The sequence below is a fragment of the Streptomyces sp. NPDC002669 genome (genome assembly GCF_042889165.1).
GTDB lineage: Bacteria > Actinomycetota > Actinomycetes > Streptomycetales > Streptomycetaceae > Streptomyces.
On sequence record NZ_JBIAQQ010000010.1, the window covers coordinates 147998 to 165523 of the forward strand.

Consider the following 17526-nt stretch of genomic DNA (forward strand, 5'->3'; position numbering starts at 1 on the left):
CACCACCACTCGGCGGCGCCCGTGTTGACCCCGTCCCCCGAGGCACAGACGCTGCTCATGGTCTTCTCGGGCGAGAAGTGGCCGTCCATCAACGAGGATCTGCTGCGGGAGGCCGCCGACCACTACGAGGCACTGGTCGGCAACTTCGAGGAACTGCAGACCTATCTCGTCGGGGCCACGAACTACATCAAGGAGAACTTCTCCGGCAAGGCCGCCGAGGAGTTCGTCAAGTACGCCGACTACCTGGCGAGCGGCGGCGAGAAGTCGATCCTGAACGGCTGTGCCGATCAGGCCGAGAACCTTGCCGCGATCGCCCGGGACACCGCCACCCAGGCGGAGTACTCGAAGTGGATGATCCTCGGCCAGGTCATCCAGCTGATGGCCGAGCTGGCGTTCCTGGCCGCGGTGTGGTGGATACCCGGGGTCAACGCGGCCGCCGAAGCCTCGGCGGCCGCCGCGGAACTCGCGCTCAAGATCGTCGCCCAGGCCGTCATCAAGGCACTGGTCAAGAGCATCCTGACCCACACCGCCATCAGCGTCGCCATGGGCGCGGCGATGGACGTGATCGTCCAGCTGATCCAGATGAAGCAGGGCAACCGCGGCGCCTGGGACTGGGACGCGACGAAGAGCGCGCTCGGATTCGGTGCCGTGCAGGGCGTGTTCGGCGGTGTCTTCAGCCTGGCCGGCGGCGCGCTCGGCAAGCAGATCGCCAAGGTCGTCGGCAGCGACGCGGCCAAGTGGCTGGGCACGCAGATCGGCAACCACCTCGACACGCTGGCCGACAAGACCGGCGCGAACAAGGGGCTGGCGCACGCGCTCGGCAACCTCCTCGGAGGGGCCGACGGGGAACTGGCGAAGGGCCTCAACAAGAGCACCGGAAAGCTGGTCTCGGACAGCTTCGTCGACAAGGTCGGCAACGCCTTCGCCAAGCACGGGTTCAACGGACTGTCGGGGGACGCGGCGCGGAACGTCGGCAAGACCTGGGCGAGTTCCCTCAACAAGCACTGGTCCACGGCGGTGTCCGTGGACCAGGTGTCCGAGAAGATCGCCAAGGACCTGGCGAAGGGCATCGGCGGCCAGGTCGACGCGGCGGCCCTGAAAACGTTGTCGCACGCCATCACCGGGGACGTGGCGAAGTCCCTCAGCTCGAAGACGATGTCCGAGACGCTGACCAAGACGCAGAAGTTCGGCTACGCGGCGGGTTTGTACGGGACGTCGGCACTGGTCGATGCGGGGGCCCAGAACCTGGCCGAGGGCACGTACAACCTGATGACCCAGGGAAAGTTCACCACCACCTGGCAGACGTTCGTCTCGGGCGTCGTGCCGACCGCGTTCGGCCACGCGATACGGCACACGATCGTGCACCCCCTCCTCGCCCAGTCGAACTCGCTGCTCGCCAACTTCCTCAAGGACGTCAACTTCAAGCTCGACACCCTGGACAAGGTGCCGGGGGAGTACGGACCGCAGGTCACGCCGAACGACTCCTCGGTGCCGCTCGGACGGGACATGGGGGCCACCGCGACCGCGACCGGGGAGCCGACCGGGGAGACCGGTACGGAGCCGGAGCCGGAGACGGAGGCGGGTACGGGCACGACGGCGCCCACCGCGACCACCACGTCCACGGTGTCCCCGGCGCCTTCGCCGGTCGTGACGCAGTCGCAGACGACGCCCCAGGCACAGCCGCAGGTCACACCTCAAGCACAGTCGCAGACGACGTCCCAGACGCAGACACAGACCCAGTCGACGTCCCGGACGCCCGCCCCGTCCGGGTCCGGGAACGGTTCGGGCACACCGCCCGTGCAGAGGTTCTTCACCCCGCGGCCCACGGAATCGAACTCCCCCTTCTCCGGCCCCTCCAGGGGAATGCCTCATTTCAGCGCCCCGAGCCCCATGGGGCCGCCCGCGCATCAGGACTTCGGCACGCCGACCGGGCCCGTCATCACCACGACGACGAGCTCGCCCACACCCACGGTCACCCCCGTCTCCACCTCCGCCCCCATCTCGACATCCGAGTTCGTGACGGAGACGACCTCCCACGACATCGAGTTGACCCAACTCGGTGACCCGACCCCAACAGGCACCACCGACACCACCGAGAACAACACCGAGGGTGTCACCGAGAACAACACCGGCGACGCCGACGAGAACAACACCGACAACGCCGACGAGAACACCGGCGGCACCGGGCCGAACACCACGACGACGACCTCGAACGAGACGACGGAGACCTCCGTCCCCCACTTCCTCAAGGACGTCTCCACCTACCTCCAGGACACCGAGAACAAGCCCCTTTTCAGCGGGGCCGTCGGTGGGCACCTCGCCGTCCGGCTCGACCACGACAGCAAGGACCCCGCACAGCTCGCCGACGAGCTGGTGAAGAAGGCCGGCGTCACCCTGCACGAGCCGGAGGCCCTCGCCCTCGCCCTCGCGCAGCAGCCGCACACCTTCCTCGGCGACGGCCGTCGCTTCGCCGTCACCACCACCGACGGCCGCACCCAGGAACTGCGCATCAAGGCGGTCCCCGAGCAGGACACCTGGAAGACCGTCCCGGCGGACGAGGACGCCCCCACCACCCCCTTCAAGCTCGACACCGTCCAGCGCTCCCAGCAGACCGAGGGCCTGTCCCACGCGGAGTCCAGCAACTTCCGGGCACCGGTTTCCGCCGCGGTGGTTGGGGCGGGCGTGGTGGGCCGGATCACCGTCGCCCCGGGAATGGCCACCGGCCGGGACCACAACCTCAACACCCAGCTCCTGTCACAGCGCGAGACCCGCAGCCACGGCGCGTCCGTCGAGCTCAGTACCGACGTCAGGTACGAGCTGACCCTCCGCGACAAACCCGCCACCGAGTCCGCCGGCTCGCCGGCCGCCCCCACCCACACGCACACCGTCACGAACGGCCTGACCGTCCGGGTTCCCGAGTCGCACACGACCAACACCCGGCCCGACCCGCGCAAGGACCGGGTGCCGCTGAAGTTCACCACGGAGTCCGGCGAGCGGGCGGGCATCGAGCACACCGAGTCGTACTTCAACCTCGACGCGGTGACGGACTGGGTGCTCCAGCACACCGACTCCCCGGTCGGCAGCAGCAACTACAAAGCCGTCGTCAACCACTTCACGGCCGAGCACTTCACCCAGATGGACGGCCGTTCCCCCGTACCGCCGCTGCGGCTGCACACGTCCGACGGATCGGCGTCCGGCACCGTCACCATCGACCGGCCGGTGCCCCGCCGGCACTGGGTGATCGACGCCGGCACCGACTTCGAACTGCGGGACACCGGCCAGTTCACGCAGAAGAACGAGAGCAGCGTCCATCGCGACCACAGCCTCGACACCACCCTGTTCGTGGGCGCCCAGGCGGACCCCACCGGCTTCTCGGACGCCTTCGCCGCGCCGCGCGTCCAGGCCGGCCTGACGTTCGGCTACAGCCATTCCTCCCGTAACACCGCCAACCTGGGCGGCCCCGCAGCCGTCAAGCACGCCGAGCGTTCCCCGAAGGACGTCCGGACGGTGCTCGTGCTGCGCGAATCGACGGTCACGGTGCGAGCGCCGGACGGCACGCACGAGACGTTCACCGTCGGCAGCCTGGTCCGGATGCCGGTCGGCGAGGCCCGGCGACTGGCCGGCTGGGACAATCAGGACGGGCTGCGCGTCGACGTCAACCCCCCGAAGAAGCCCGCCTATTGGGGCGACGAGCAGGTGTCCGTGCTCGGGCCGGGGCGACTGGGCGAGATCCGTGTCGATACGCCCCCGCGGAATCCGGAAGCGGCGGCGAACGACCGCCGCACCTCCGAGGAGAGGCTCTTCGACGCCCTCTTCGACAAACTGAAGAAGGCCGACCCCGGTCTGCCCCTGGCGACCCGTGACGAGGTGGAAGCCGCCGGGCAGCACCGCTCCTGGTTCAAGAGGCTCTTCCGACGCGGCAGGACCTCCGCCCTCGCCGTGGAGAACGCCCGCGGCCTGATGGCGGCGCTTTCCGAACAGGAGTTGCGGGAGGGGATGCACCAGGCGGCCACCGCCGAGGGCATCCGGGTTCCTCTGGCCGGTTCGACGTTCGTCAAGAACCGCGGCTACACGCTGACGATCCGGGCCGACCTGGACAACCCGACGTACACGGGCAGCGCCCGCCGTACCCCGACCGAGGCGACCGGCGGCGGCGAACGGTTCGATACCGCCCAGCAGGTCACGCACTCCTGGAACCTGGGCCTGGAGGCGACCTTCTCCGCCCGGCAGAACGCGAAGGACGAGCTGGGCACACCATTGGCCGTCGGCACCGGCGGCATCGGCGCGCGCGGTGGCGGGACGACCACCCGGCAGGTCAAGTCCGGTGGGACCGCCACCCGCGAGGACCTGTTCGTGCCCGGGCCCGGCACCGACTACTACGACTTCACGGGCAGCCTGACCTTCGAGATCGAGCGCTCGGCGTTCCCGCAGCCCCTCATGCAGGCGCTCACCCTGGGCGGAATGCGGGCCCTGGCACAGTACGGCGAGGACTCGCACGTCCGCGCGGTGAAGTGGCTGTACGAGCACGCCGGACTGGGCGGGATCGGCGAAGCCCGGAACGGGAAGAAGTCCGTCACCCTCGCCTCCCACCCGGTGGCGTTCAGCTTCGGTGTGCCCGACGCCCTGTCCAGGACGAGTGGGATGTCGGACGACAACCGGGACCGGTTCACCGGCAAGGCGGAGTCCAGCAGATCATCGGATGCCGAGGTGCCGGACGAGATCCTCGCCAAGGGGCTGGCCGCCATCACCCTCTCGACCCGGGCCGACCGGAATCTGCTCGGCTCGGTGCTCGACCTGGTCGGGAAGAACTCCGGGAACGCGTGGCAACTGACCGACGCGGGGGCGGTGATGTCCGAGCGGATCCGCCGGATCTTCGGGCAGCACTCCCTCACCTCCCTCTCCGACCAGGTGTTCTCGCCGGGCGGCCACATCGTCGGCAACCTGCACGACAAGGGCACCTTCTTCGCCGGGGACGAGTCCGTCTCGCTCACCGGCACCCGGCACAACCTGACGGTGGTGGGCACCTCGTTCACCGCGTCGCCCGAGATGAACACCGCGCTGGAGCAGGCGTTCGGCCACTCACGGGGCAAGGCGTGGGGCGGCTCGCTCGGCACCACCGGAATGTTCGCCGGTGTGGAGACGGCCGGCGCCACACACCTCACCGGCCAGGGCGGGACGTTCAGCACCTGGCTGCAGAAGTTCCGGAGCTCGACCAAGGGGGCCGCCGTCACCTCGACGCGCGACCTCAACCAGGTGATGGACAACGACCGTTGGGTGCTGGTCGTCGGCGACACCGACTACCGGATCGACGCTCGCCACAAGCCGTTGGGCTTCTTCGGCCGCCCCTTCGGAAACCACCGTACCGGCCCCTCGCAGGTGATCCGGAAGCCGGGCGGCTGGGTGGGCCTGATCCGGGAACGCGACGCCATCAGGACGGGGCTGATCGACGACGGGCTGGGCCCGATGCCGAAAACGGCCGCGGACACCAGTACCGGTACCCCCGCGGGCACCGGTACCGGGACCCCCCTCGACACCGGCGTCGAGACCCCCGTCCACACCGGCGCCGACACTGATACCGACGCCCCTGCCACCGTCGGCACGAAGTGGCGCCACCGGAGCGACCTCGACGGAGCGAGCCGCGGTGCCTTCGCGCACAACGCCCCGCAGGACGCCGCCGGGCTGAAGAAACTCGGGGAGGCCCTGGACGAGGCGGGCATCGCCGAGCAGACCCGGCACACCATCAACGCCATGGTGTCCGCCCGCTCGGGCCGGTCCGCCATCCAGAGCGGAGGCCCGCTGACCGCGCGTGGTCGCACCTCCGCCCTCGCGCACGTCCGGAAGCTCAACGTCCTGGGCAAGGACGTGGCCATCACCGTCCGGCACGAACGCGTCGGAACGCCCGAGATCATCGACACCCTGTTCGGCGACCACGAGTTCGGGGCGAACCGTGGCACGGCCCAGGACGATTCCGTCTCCTCGTCGAAGACCGTCGCGCACGGGGTCACCGGCGGCGAACTGGTGCGTGTCCCGGGCGGTTCGGGCGGCCCCACCGCCGGTGGCGGTGCCGGTGCCGGCGACTCCGTGGCCGCGGTCGAATCCGTCTCGGGCGTGACCACCCAGGTCACCACTCTCCCCGGTCCGAAGGCGGTGCTGGAGACCAGGTGGAGGACCACCGTCACCGTCACCTACTCCGACGGCGGCAACGCCATCGAACCGGTCACCTGGGACGCCACCGTCACCACGTCGGAGTCGTACCTGATGCTGGAGCCGGTCGGGGACGAGGAAGGGCCCTCGACACCGCCCCCGGGCTCGTCCTCGACAACCCCTCCGGCGACGCCCCCGAGCCTGCGGCCGAAGGCCGAGGTGACGATCGACCCGCCGAAGAGCGGTGGCAACCCCGCCGACCTGCTGACCGAGACCACGAAGAAGAACGACGAGAAGGCCCGCAAGGGCGACGGCGGCCTGCACATCCATGAGGTCATCGGTGCGGACCAGGTGCAGAAGCTCGGCAAGCTGCTCGTCTCCCGGGCCCACCGCAACGACCTCGGCCACACCGCGCAGCACACGTACGAGGGCGACCGGCTCACCGAGGCGGTGAACCACGCCACGCGCCGGAGCAGCCTCGTGAAGCCGGGCAGTTCCGGCGCCGACGCGCTCGACACCGCTCTGAACGACCCCTCCCTCACCGCCGCGCTCTCCTCCGGCGTCGCCCAGAGCGGCCAGCACGCCGTCACCGTCTTCGACAACAGTCTGGTGGGCGGGGTCGACGCCACCCTCACCCTGGCCACCCACCTCGACTTCAAGAACGCGCGCCGCATAGCCGTCAGCGGTCAGGTGAGGCTCGACGACCTGACCGGCACCGGCACCGGGGACGAGATGTCCGACGGGACCGCCCTGACCTGGACGGCGGGGCCCGGTGCCGCAGGCAGCGCGGCCATCGGCAACAGCCCGATCGTCGCCCCGGGGATCTCCGGTGCGGGCGTCGGCAACAGCGCCGGCGAGACGCACCGGATCGGGCAGGCCGAGCAGAGCCGGCTCAACCTCAAACCGCCCGCCGGACACGGCCACCTGTACGCCGTCCCCGCCACCTTCCACCTCGCCGCGGAGACGAACCGCCACATCAAGGACGGCGCCGTCGGGCGGCCGTTCACGAGCCCGGCCGCCCTGCAGTCCGGGAAGACGGAGGCGACGGTCCTCGTCTGGCTGAGCGACCAGCGGGTGAAGGAACTGGAACTGGACCGGCTCGCCAGAGCGGAGGCCGAGGCCACCGACGAGGCGACCAGGACCGAACTGAAGCAGCTCATCGAAACGGAGAACAGGGCCGCCCAGAAGGTGACCGAGGCCGAGAAGGCATGGGCGGACAGCGACAAGAAGTACTGGGAGGAACGCCGGAAGCTGCGGGAGGAACTCGACAGCATCGAGGAGTACCGGGAGAAGCACCGGCAGCTGGAGGAGGAACACGCCGCCATCGAACGCGACCTCCGCTCCGACCCCGGGGAGCGCGAGTTCCATCAGGCGAGGCTGGACGAGTCCACGGCGAAACTGGACGGGCTCACGACGAAACTGGCCGAACTCACGGCACCGCAGGACGAACTCACCGTGCCACTGAAGGAACTCGCGGAGCAGGTGGAGAAGGCCCGTGCCGAGTACTTCGAGATCCGCGAGCTGACCGACCCGATCTTCCGCGACGGCGCGGACGCCCGGGCCGCGGCCGAGAAGTTCAGGGAGAAGTACGGCCAGGAGGACGAGCCGGATCCGGAGCCGGAGGACGAGAAGAAGGAGTTCTCGGAGAACGAGGGCGAGAACGGCACCCCGGCGACGATCACGATCGACGGCACGACCTACCCACTGGTGGAGGTCGAGAACGAGGGGCACGGGTTCTTCAACGCCTTGGCCATGGGCCTCGACCCGGCCGGATCGAACGGCCCGGAGCTGTGGAAGGAGCTGGTCGATGAACTGAAGAAGGGGGACAAGGCGCCCAGACGGTTCGTGGAGCTGGCCGGGATGGTGCCGCCCGACCTGGCGGACGCGTTCACCGGCGAGGACGTCACCGAAGCGGGACTGCTGCCCTTCCTCGCCCCGACGACCATGGCCGGACGGGAGTTCCAGGACCGCGACGGGGCCCTCCCACCGATGAAGGAGGCGCTGACGGAGCAGCAGCGCCACGCGCTCGCCGAGCTCTCCGCGAACCGGACCGGCAACCGCGCGACGCTGACCGACCACGGCACGGCGGACCTCTACCCGGCGCTGGCGGCGGCCCTGTGGAAGGTGCCGGTGACCGTCGCGTACGAAGGGAAACTGCACACCTTCACGCCGGGTGGCGGCGAGGCGAAGCCGGGGGACCGGGAGCGGGGCGTCCTGCTGCACCTGAAGGACGACCCGGAGGGCAGGACATACCGGTACGTCGACCAGAGCTCGGCACAGTCCGAGACGCCGAAGCGGTCCGGGACACCGACGCCGACGCAGGAAGAGACACCGACGTCGACGCAGGAAGAGGCGCCGAACCCCGCCCCGACGGAGCCCCCGGCGCAGCACGCCCCGTCTTCGTCGAGCCCCGTGGTGAGGGACGACGAAGGATCCACCGGCGACACCGGGGGCAGCACCCTCTCCCAGGACATCTTCGAGGTGCTCAGCACGCCCCTCACCGTCGACGACGGACTCGCCGAGCTGGGACAGCGGTTGCGGCTGCCCGTGATGGGACTCGTCGCGCTCGACCAGAACCTCGCGGGCCTGGGCATCAACCGCTCCCAGTGGTACGCCCTCGACGGCCACCTGGCCCGCAACGGCTCCGCCCTCGCCGACCTGGCCGGCAGTGGCGACCCCGCCCGGATTCGTCGGGCCGTCGTGGACTGGCTGGCCGCGCCCCTCCACCAACCGTCGTCAGCGGTCGTGAACGCCGCACAGCAGTACGGGATCACGCCGGACCACCTGGAACGACTCCTGCGCGAGAACGACCTGCACCGTGCCGACGGGCTCGTGGACTTCATCGAACACAGCAGGTGGCGGGGGCCCGTCACCGAATGGTTCACAGCCCACCCCGAATCCGTCACCTTTCTCCGTGACCAGCAGGACGCCATACGGCTCGCAGCCGTCGCGAACCGCCTGGGCATCACCGTCGAGGGCGCGAACGGGCCTCGTGCGAGAGAGGCCAGAGCGCAACACCTCACCGCGTTCCGTGCCTGGTTCACCGACAACGGCGGCCACGCACAACTCGCGCGCACCACCGATGAGCAACTCCATGACGCGGTCGCGCGCTGGAACCTCGAATTCCGCCAGGAACTCGGCAACCTTCCCGCCGACGTCGACGTACGCGCACTCCTCCGGTTCGGCCGGGCCGCCGAGGCCACGGGCACGACCGCGCGATTCCGCCAGAGCGTCACCCACCACCTCACCGAGGGCGGCCTCACCCAGACCGTCGCCCTCGCGGACGCGCTCGGCCACGACGCGGGACTCCACGAAGCCGACGCACTCACCCGGGCGTTGGGAGTCGAAGCCACCACACTGCGACCCTTCGGGAAGCTGCTCGGCCACCACCTCGCCCAGCACGCCGCAGCCCCCCGGGCGATCGATGAGACAGTGGCCTCCTTCCGCATCGACCTCGCGCACCACGGCTTCACCACGGCGGACCTCGCCGCGCTGGCCGCTCCGGGGGCCGGGAGCCGGAACGCCGATGTCATCGGCACCGAACAACTGGACTCCTTCGCCCACTACCTCGTCAACCAGAAGACGCTCGGCGCCACACCGCACGCGGCGGTCCGGGCGTGGCGGAACCTGCCCTCCGCCGAGGCCGCCGCCCACGTCGAGACCTGGCGCGGGAACGACACCGCCGAGGGGGTGGTCCTCGGCACCGTCGACGTCCTGCCCCCGAGCTGGAAGAAGTACCAGCGTTTCGGCTACCTCGGACCGATCAAGAACCGCGCCTTCCGGGCGCAGCGCGTGCAACTCCCCGACGGGACCATCCGCGCCGACGTCACCCTCCCCATCAAGCTGCTCCCCCGGCCCGGACAGGAGTTTCTCGCGGACGCCGCCGGCCAAGCCGCCCGGACGGCCCTCGACACCTACCTCAACGCCCCCCGCTACCGGCTCCCCAACGGCGATCTGCTGCGTGTCACGGTGGAGTTCACCGATGCCGACGTGCCCATCGAGCGCTGGGAGAACGGCTACCTCAAGAGCCCCAGCGACGGTGTCCATCTCGTCGACCTCTCCTTCGAGCCCGGCGGACGCATGGAGGCACGGCAGTGGAACCTGCCCGGCGAAAGCCTTGCCGTCCTCGCCCATGAGCTGACCCATCTGCTCGGCCCCTGGGACTACTACCGTGAGCACTCGAACACCCTGCGCCCCGTCTACACCGACCGGGCCCTCATGGGTGGCCCGGTCATCGGCGATCTCTACGGGCAGCCCGCCAACAGCCCGCTGAGCCCCGCCACCGACCGGCTGCACAACCAACGGCTGATGCCCCGTGACCTGAATCTGATCGGATCGGCGATCGAGGCCGCGTGGAAGGACGCCGGGTTCGAGTCCGGTTCGCGCAACGACGTGCCGTCCCACCTGCCGCTCGACGTCGCGGAACGGGTGCTGCGCGGCAACCCGGCCACCGGTGCGGTCGGCCTCCTGGCACCCGTCGGCGCCAGTGGACGCACACGGCCCGATCGGCTCGGCGACATCAACCCCAACGGCACCTACCGCGCGGCTCGGGGCGGCCCGGACAACCGGCCCGTCATGATGTTTCCCGAGCACTGGTCGCTGGAGGAGGCGGCCGCGGCGGTCGAACACGTCCACCGCGAGCAACGGCGGCGCGGCAACATCGGACCGGACGGCGAGTTCGAGGGCGTCCACCACGGGGTCCGCATCCGCGGCCACGCCCTGTCCGACGGCACCATCACCGACTTCGAGCCGTCGATGCGGCAGGACGACCTCGCCCCGGCCCTGTTCGCCGACCCGGCCGACGAACCGCGCCCGACACCCTTGGCCGAGGGCGGTGACCCGCTGGCCACCCACCGGCTGTGGGACTCCCTCGGAATCGGTGACCGGTCCCACGGCGACGGCGGGCACGTGTACACCGGGGATCGGCAGCCGGCGGTGCGCCAGCTGCTGTTCGGCACCATGGCGGGCAACCACACGCTGCGGGCCCGCGTCTTCGCCCTCGAACTGCAGCACTGGATGAACGGGGCCGTCCGCACCCCCCTGACCTCCCCGGGCCCGGCCGTCGCCCTCTCCGACGGCGTCGCCGGCCTCAACACCCTCTTCCCGGCCCAGTGGGGCAACCGGACGATGGACGACTTCATTCGCGAGGCCCACCGACAGGCCCTCAGGAACGGGTCGTTCACCCTCCTGCCCTCAGGCGGCTACATCTGGTACGCCACGGTCGGGAACGTACCGATGCACGGCCAGGTCCTCGACGGCGAGCACCAGCGGGTACAACCGTCCTGGCACCAGTCCGGAAGGGGGGACCACACGTCCACCGCGGTACTGGCCGAGGCCCACGACATCGAATTCCACACCGGCGACGGGGCCCACTACCGGATGAACCGGGAGCTGCGCCACAACGGCGAACAGACCACCGAAATCGTCCGTGTGCTGCACGTGCCACGGGACAGCGGCATGGATTTCCTGCTGGAGCCGATCCTGGGTGCACGGCTGTTCCTCGGCGACTTCCCGGGTCTCGGCCAGGTGGAGCTCCGAGTCGCGATCGAGTACGACGGCACGGCCGACGGACCCGACACCGAGCCGCTGAACCGGGCATCCCGCGGTGTGAAGGACCTCCACACGCTGCTCGGCACCGACTACACCGCGCTGCGCCTCTCCGCCCCGCGAACCCTCGAACCGGACCGGTGGAGGCCACCTGCCGGAACACCGGCCACTCCCGTCTGGCACGCCGCCGCCTCCGCGGTGCTCGACCTCCACGGAACGAGCCCGCTGACCCACGAGCCCGGCATCGACGCTCTCGTGCTGCACACCGCCCAGAAGCTCGCGTCCCACGCGGACCGCGAACGCACCGAGCAGGACCTGGTCGGTGCCACCGGCCGCCTGTACCACCCGGGCGCCGGAAGCAACCTGACGATCCCCGAGAACCTGCGGGGCGACTGGACACCGGACCGGGTGCGGCTGGCCGCACTGCAGCACTCCCTGCACGCCCGCCCCGTCGAGGGGCGGCAGGGACTCGACGGGCTGGTGCTGGAGGCATTCCCCACGCCGGGCGTCCGCCTGGAGATCCGTCACGAACGGGGCCCCGACGGGACATGGCTGATCGCCGACTACGCGATCCACACCGACGACGGCCCCGGCACGCCGCCACTGTGGCAGCCCGACGGGCCCCTCGCCGAGGCGGCGGCCGACATGGGAGTCGATCCGGCGCACCTCTTCGTCCTCAGCCAGGAGATGGAACTGCATCCCCAGGACGTGTCGAGCATCGCCGCGCTCCTGCGCGGCTTCGGAGACCCGTTCGTCGTCCTCGACCAGCTGGATCTGATCACCGACCGGCTGGGCGCCCGGGACCCGCTGTCGCTGATGAGGTGGATGAGCGCCCAGGGCGTCGGGGTCGAGCACTGGTGGGACCTCGCCGCCCATCTGCACGACCGGGGGGAAACGCTGGACGGCCTGATCGAGGCGGGCCCGGACAGCGACCTGTTCACCTCCTGGGACCAGCGGACACAGCGGCCGGTCCGCCAGGACATCATCGCTCAGGCCCTCGTACTCGGAGTGCATCCGCGTCGGCTGGAGATGCTGATGAACGCGACACTGATCGATGACCCGACGGAGTTCGGCGAGAACACCCGGCCGCTCTGGGAGGCCGGGAACACCATCGAGGAGCTGGCCGAGCAGCTTGCCGGGCAGCGCTGGCGCGGCAACTTCGGTCAGATGGCGGTCCAGTTCAACGCCGCGGAAACGGCACAGGACGCGCTGGCCGAGTTCGCCCTGTGGTCCGGGGTTCCCCAGCAGTACGCTGCCCGGGGACTGCCGCTGGATCGGCTCACCCTGGACCAACTGACGCATGCCGTGGCGCTGTGGCGGCTCGGCATGGACGGCCCGGCCGCCACGCTTCCCGACGGTCTGGACCCCCGCCCGCTCGCGCTACTGGTCCACCGTCTCGACATGTGGCCCGACCACGCCCGGGCCTACATCGAGGGGCCCGGCCGGGAAGCCGGCCCTCTCCCGCTGACGGTGCAGTTGGAACAGCGGTACGAGGACGCCCGTAAGACGGCCGAGACGTTCGCCGACTCGGCTACGAACACGATGCCCTACATCACCAGGGTGCTCGAATTCGCCGACCGCCTCAACATCGACCCCGAGCTCCTGAGAGTCATCCCGAACCTCGTCGTCAGCGACGGACGGACCGTCGGGACGATGCTCTGGCACGACGATCCGTACGTTTCCGCCGACCTGATACTGCGGCGTCTCAGCGGTCTCGGGCTCGAACCCCGTGAACTGGCCTGGTTCCGGAACGTCGAGGTGACGGCCGAGGACATCGCGCACCTCGCGGTGACGGCCAAGGACATCAAGAACCTCACGGTGACGGCCGAGGACATCACCCGGTTCTGGAAATACGTGACGGACCACCACACGACCGACGAGGACCTGGCAGCGCTGCTCGCCGGCAACCGGGAAGCGGGACCGGCGGCGGTGCGGAAGTGGGCCGAGCACGAAGCGGCGGCGAGGCGCGGGCCCGCCCCGCTTCCCGGACAGGAGCCGGGCCGCCCCGGGGAAGAGCTCGGGACGGACGAATGACCACACCACCACCATCAGCACGACGGAAGACGAAAAGAGGAGTGGCGCCAGTGGCAGTCACGGAGTCGCAGAGCGGTACCCCCGGCAGTGCCGGTGGGGCCGGACCGGAGAAGGCCGAGGCGCCGACGGCGCGTGCAACGGTGTCCGTCAGCAACGGTGTGATCGGTGCGGACCCGGACGAGCCGGAGGCCGCGCCGGAGAAGGAACCCGGAGCGAAGCCGGAAACCAGCCCCGAGGCCGAGGTCGAGGCCGAAGCCGAGGCCGTGGTGGTGGCAGAGCCCGAGGCCGAAACCGAGCCCGAGACGGCGGCGGGCGTCGCCTCCGCGCTGCGGGGGAGCGGCGCGCCCAAACCGCCGGAGTCGACCAGGACGGAGAGCGAGCCGGAGGGCGCCGAGGCAGAGGGCGCCGAACCGAAGGGCGCCGAGACGGGGGCGAAGGCCGGGACGTCGCCGTCCGAGGAGCCGTCATCCCCCGGGGGGACGGCGGCCTCCGAGGAGACGGCGGCGTCCGCCGCATCGGCCGCCACTGCCGCAACCGCCAACAGCAGCACGGCCGTTGCCCCGGTAGCGGCCTCCAGGACCCGCTTCTCCTGGCTGCGCGCCGGACGCACCGGCGCCACCGCGGCCGCATCCGGCAGCGGCTCGGGCGACGGCTCCCCGGACACCGATGCCACCGGCGCCCCCGGGGACCCGAACCGGATATCCCGTCCCATGGTCGCCGCCGCCGCGATCGGCGGAGTGATCCTCCTCGCCACCCCCTTCATCATCGGCGCCCTCTCCGGCGACGACCCGAAGGACGACAGGAGCCGTGACACCGCGGCCGGATACACCGGCCCGAGCACGTCCCCCTCGGGATACGTGCCCAGCGCCGAGCAGGACGGCGACAAGGCCCCGGGCGGCAGGACCCCCGGCGGCAAGGCGCCGGACGGCAAGAAGGACACGACCTCGAAGATGCCGCCCGGGCCGCAGAACAACGCCGTCGCCGACTCCGGGGGGAAGGAGAAGACAGCCGAGAAGCCGTCGTCCACCGGGACCCGCGAGGCGACCACCAAGTCGGGATCCGGCTCCAGGACCTCGGCCGGGGGATCGACGACGGAATCCAAGTCCGGCGCCGCCACCGTCCGTTCGTTCTCCGCCTACGCGGGCCCGCACTGCTCGGGCTCCGGCACCTCCTACCGCGAGCACGGCTCGTCCAAGGTCGCCAACGACGACGACCAGTGGACGACCGCGGTCGGCGGCTACTCGTCCAACGGCTGCAGCGGCCGGTACCGTTCGGTCCCGATGTCCGGTGACAACAACGACGCGGGCAACTACGCGACGTGGTCCTTCGACACCGGCTCCGTCACCTCGGGCACCTGCCGCGTCAGCGTGCACATTCCCGCCTCCGGCGGCATCCGGCACGTCGGCGGCAACCCGTCCTACTACACCGTCCACGCCGGCAGCAGTTCCTCCGGGGCACGGCTCGCGAGCTTCACGATCGACCAGGTGGACCACCTGGGGCAGTGGGTGGCGGCCCCGAACGTGAGGATCAGCGGCGGAAGCCTGTCGGTCGTGCTGCACGACCGCGGCAAGGACTGGAACTCCAAGGGCCCCACCGACGCGCACCACGCGGCGGACGCGGTCTACGTGAGCTGCAGCTGACACCCTCCGGTACCGCGACGGCCGAACAGGGCGAGAGCCGCCGCTCCGCCCCGTGACACGGCGGCAACCCACCGCCCGGCGTGGCACACCACGCCGGGCACCCGGGCACGCACGCCCCGTGGAGGATGCCCGCGGCCGACCGGGCGGGGCCTGGCCGACTGTTTCGAAATGCCTTCCAGGGGTGCCCTACCGGGGGCGGTCGAGCACCAGATCGGCGGCGTGGGCGAGCACTTGGGCCCGGGTGCGCCCGCCGTGGTCGGCGGCGAGGAAGTGGCCGCCGATCGCCGCGCAGAAGGCGAGCAGGCTGCGGGCCTCGACCTCGTCGGGGTCGGAACAGAAGGTGCCGATCATCTCGCGCAGCAGGGCCATGCGCTGGTTGTCGACGCGTCGCAGGCGCTCGGCGACCGACTCGTCGTGCCGGGCCCAGGCGCGGACCGCCAGGTCGATGGGGAGCAGGCGGTCGTCGGAGAAGGTCAGCATGCCCGCGCGGTGGATCTTGGTCTTCGGGTCGCCGCCCTCGCGCTCGACGCGGGCGATCACCTCGTCGGTGCTCTCCCGCTCCCAGGCGTCCAGTATCGCCTCCAGCAGCGCGTCGCGGTCGGCGAAGTGCCCGTAGAAGCCGCCCTTGGTGACACCGATCCGCTTCGCCAGCACTTCGACGCGCACCGCGTCCGGCCCGGCGGCGGCCAGCACGGCCAGGCCCTCCTCGATCCACCTCTCACGTGGCGTACGCGTCGTGCCCACGGTGTGCCTCACCTCACCTCGTCGCCAGGTATACGGCACCGTATATCCGGGCTATCGTTTGTGTATACGCTACCGTATACATGAGCGGAGACGTGATGTGTGGGCAAGCTTCGGCGAGCGTGAACACAGGCCCCGACGTGGAGTCCGGTCCGTTCGCCCCGGCCGCGGGTCCCGCCCGGCGGCCCTCGTGAAAACCGACGGCCCGCCGGGGCGGGCACACGCGGTCGACGCGGCCGTGGGGGTGCACACCCTTCCCGATTCCTTCCGCGCACTCGGCTCGTTGCCGGCCATCGACTACGCCGATCGCTTCACCCTCGCGACGGACGCCTCGGCGACACCGGAGCAGTGGGCCAGGGCGATGTTCGGCGACGTTCCCGGACTCGCCCAACAGGTGATCTGGCGCGGCCTGTTGGGGCTCCGGCTCAGTCGCGGGCGTTCGCCGGACACCGTGGCGGGCTGGCGCGTCACCGGGCGCGGCGAGGACTGGATCCGGCTGGAGGCCGCCTCCTGGTTCCTGTCCGGCAACCTCGTCGTACGGGCGGACGGCGGAAAGGTGTCGTTGGGAACCTTCCTGCACTACGACAGAGGACTGGGCCGCAGGGTGTGGCCCCCGCTCTCCGCCGTCCACCGTCGACTGGTCCCCGGCCTGCTCCGCGACGCGGTGGCGACGGTCGAGGGCCGCACCCGGCCCGGCGGCGACCGCACCCGCGCTCCGGGATCCCGGAAGGGGGGAACCCGATGAACGGCCGGCGGGTCGTTCCCCGCAGTCGTCATGTCGAGCCCGACCCGGCGGACACCATCGGCACGCTCGGCGGTTGCGACCACATCGACGCCGTGGCCGTCGACGTCCCGCCGGGCACGAGTGCGCGCGACTTCGTCCGGGCGATGCTGGGCACGCCTCCCGCGTCGACGACCCGTCTCCTGAGACTGCGGGACGCGCTGGTGAAGCCCTTCGGGCTCGAGGGCACCGACCGGAGCGGGGGGACCCGGATCGAGGAGGGCGGCAGGGCGGGGCCGCTCCACCTGTACCGGGTCGGGGAGGACGCGGTCGTCGCCGGCAAGGACGACAAGCACCTCAGCTACCGGTCGACCTTCAAGGTCCGCCCCGGTCCGCACGGTTGGGAGGGCGTCACCACCACGGTCGTGCGCTATCACCGGTACGCCGGACGGGCCTACTTCGCCGTGATCAAGCCCTTCCACGTCCTCATCCTGTACAGCCTCGCCCGGCACGGGGCTGCGGTGCTGGCCGGTGCGGAGCCGCTTCGCGGGAGCCGGGGGCCGGGAGGCGGGGGCGGACCGGACCGCCGAACCGGAAGTCCCACCGAGAACCCGAACAGGTAGCCCCGTACGGAAAATAAGTACGACTACTCACGCTCCGATCGGCCCCCGCCCCGACGATGAGGATCGACACCGTCGA

The 17526-nt window shown here is 70.7% G+C and carries 5 protein-coding genes; 4 read left to right on the forward strand and 1 reads right to left on the reverse strand.

Annotated elements, in window-relative coordinates; translation table 11 throughout:
* Positions 1-21: 21 nt before the first annotated feature.
* Positions 22-13725 carry a hypothetical protein gene (locus ACFYW1_RS17725; RefSeq protein ID WP_388993191.1) on the forward strand — a complete coding sequence of 4568 codons (13704 nt, stop codon included), beginning with the start codon at positions 22-24 and terminating at the stop codon, positions 13723-13725.
* Positions 13726-13775: 50 nt separating this feature from the next.
* Complete coding sequence (locus ACFYW1_RS17730; RefSeq protein ID WP_388993194.1) at positions 13776-15365, forward strand: hypothetical protein; 1590 nt, start codon at positions 13776-13778, stop codon at positions 15363-15365.
* Between the two features lie 186 nt (positions 15366-15551).
* Here ACFYW1_RS17730 and ACFYW1_RS17735 read toward each other — a convergent pair whose 3' ends face one another.
* Positions 15552-16109 (reverse strand): TetR/AcrR family transcriptional regulator, encoded by a 558-nt coding sequence (locus ACFYW1_RS17735; protein WP_388993197.1) that lies wholly within the window; start codon positions 16107-16109, stop codon positions 15552-15554.
* Positions 16110-16296: 187 nt separating this feature from the next.
* Between ACFYW1_RS17735 and ACFYW1_RS17740 the strand changes: the two genes are divergently transcribed.
* Both ACFYW1_RS17740 and ACFYW1_RS17745 read left to right on the forward strand, forming a co-directional pair.
* Complete coding sequence (locus ACFYW1_RS17740; protein ID WP_388993200.1) at positions 16297-16851, forward strand: hypothetical protein; 555 nt, start codon at positions 16297-16299, stop codon at positions 16849-16851.
* Positions 16848-17450: a DUF2867 domain-containing protein gene (locus ACFYW1_RS17745; RefSeq protein ID WP_388993203.1), complete on the forward strand. Its 603-nt coding sequence runs from the start codon at positions 16848-16850 to the stop codon at positions 17448-17450. The genes ACFYW1_RS17740 and ACFYW1_RS17745 overlap by 4 nt, the downstream gene beginning before the upstream one ends.
* Positions 17451-17526 lie beyond the last annotated feature (76 nt).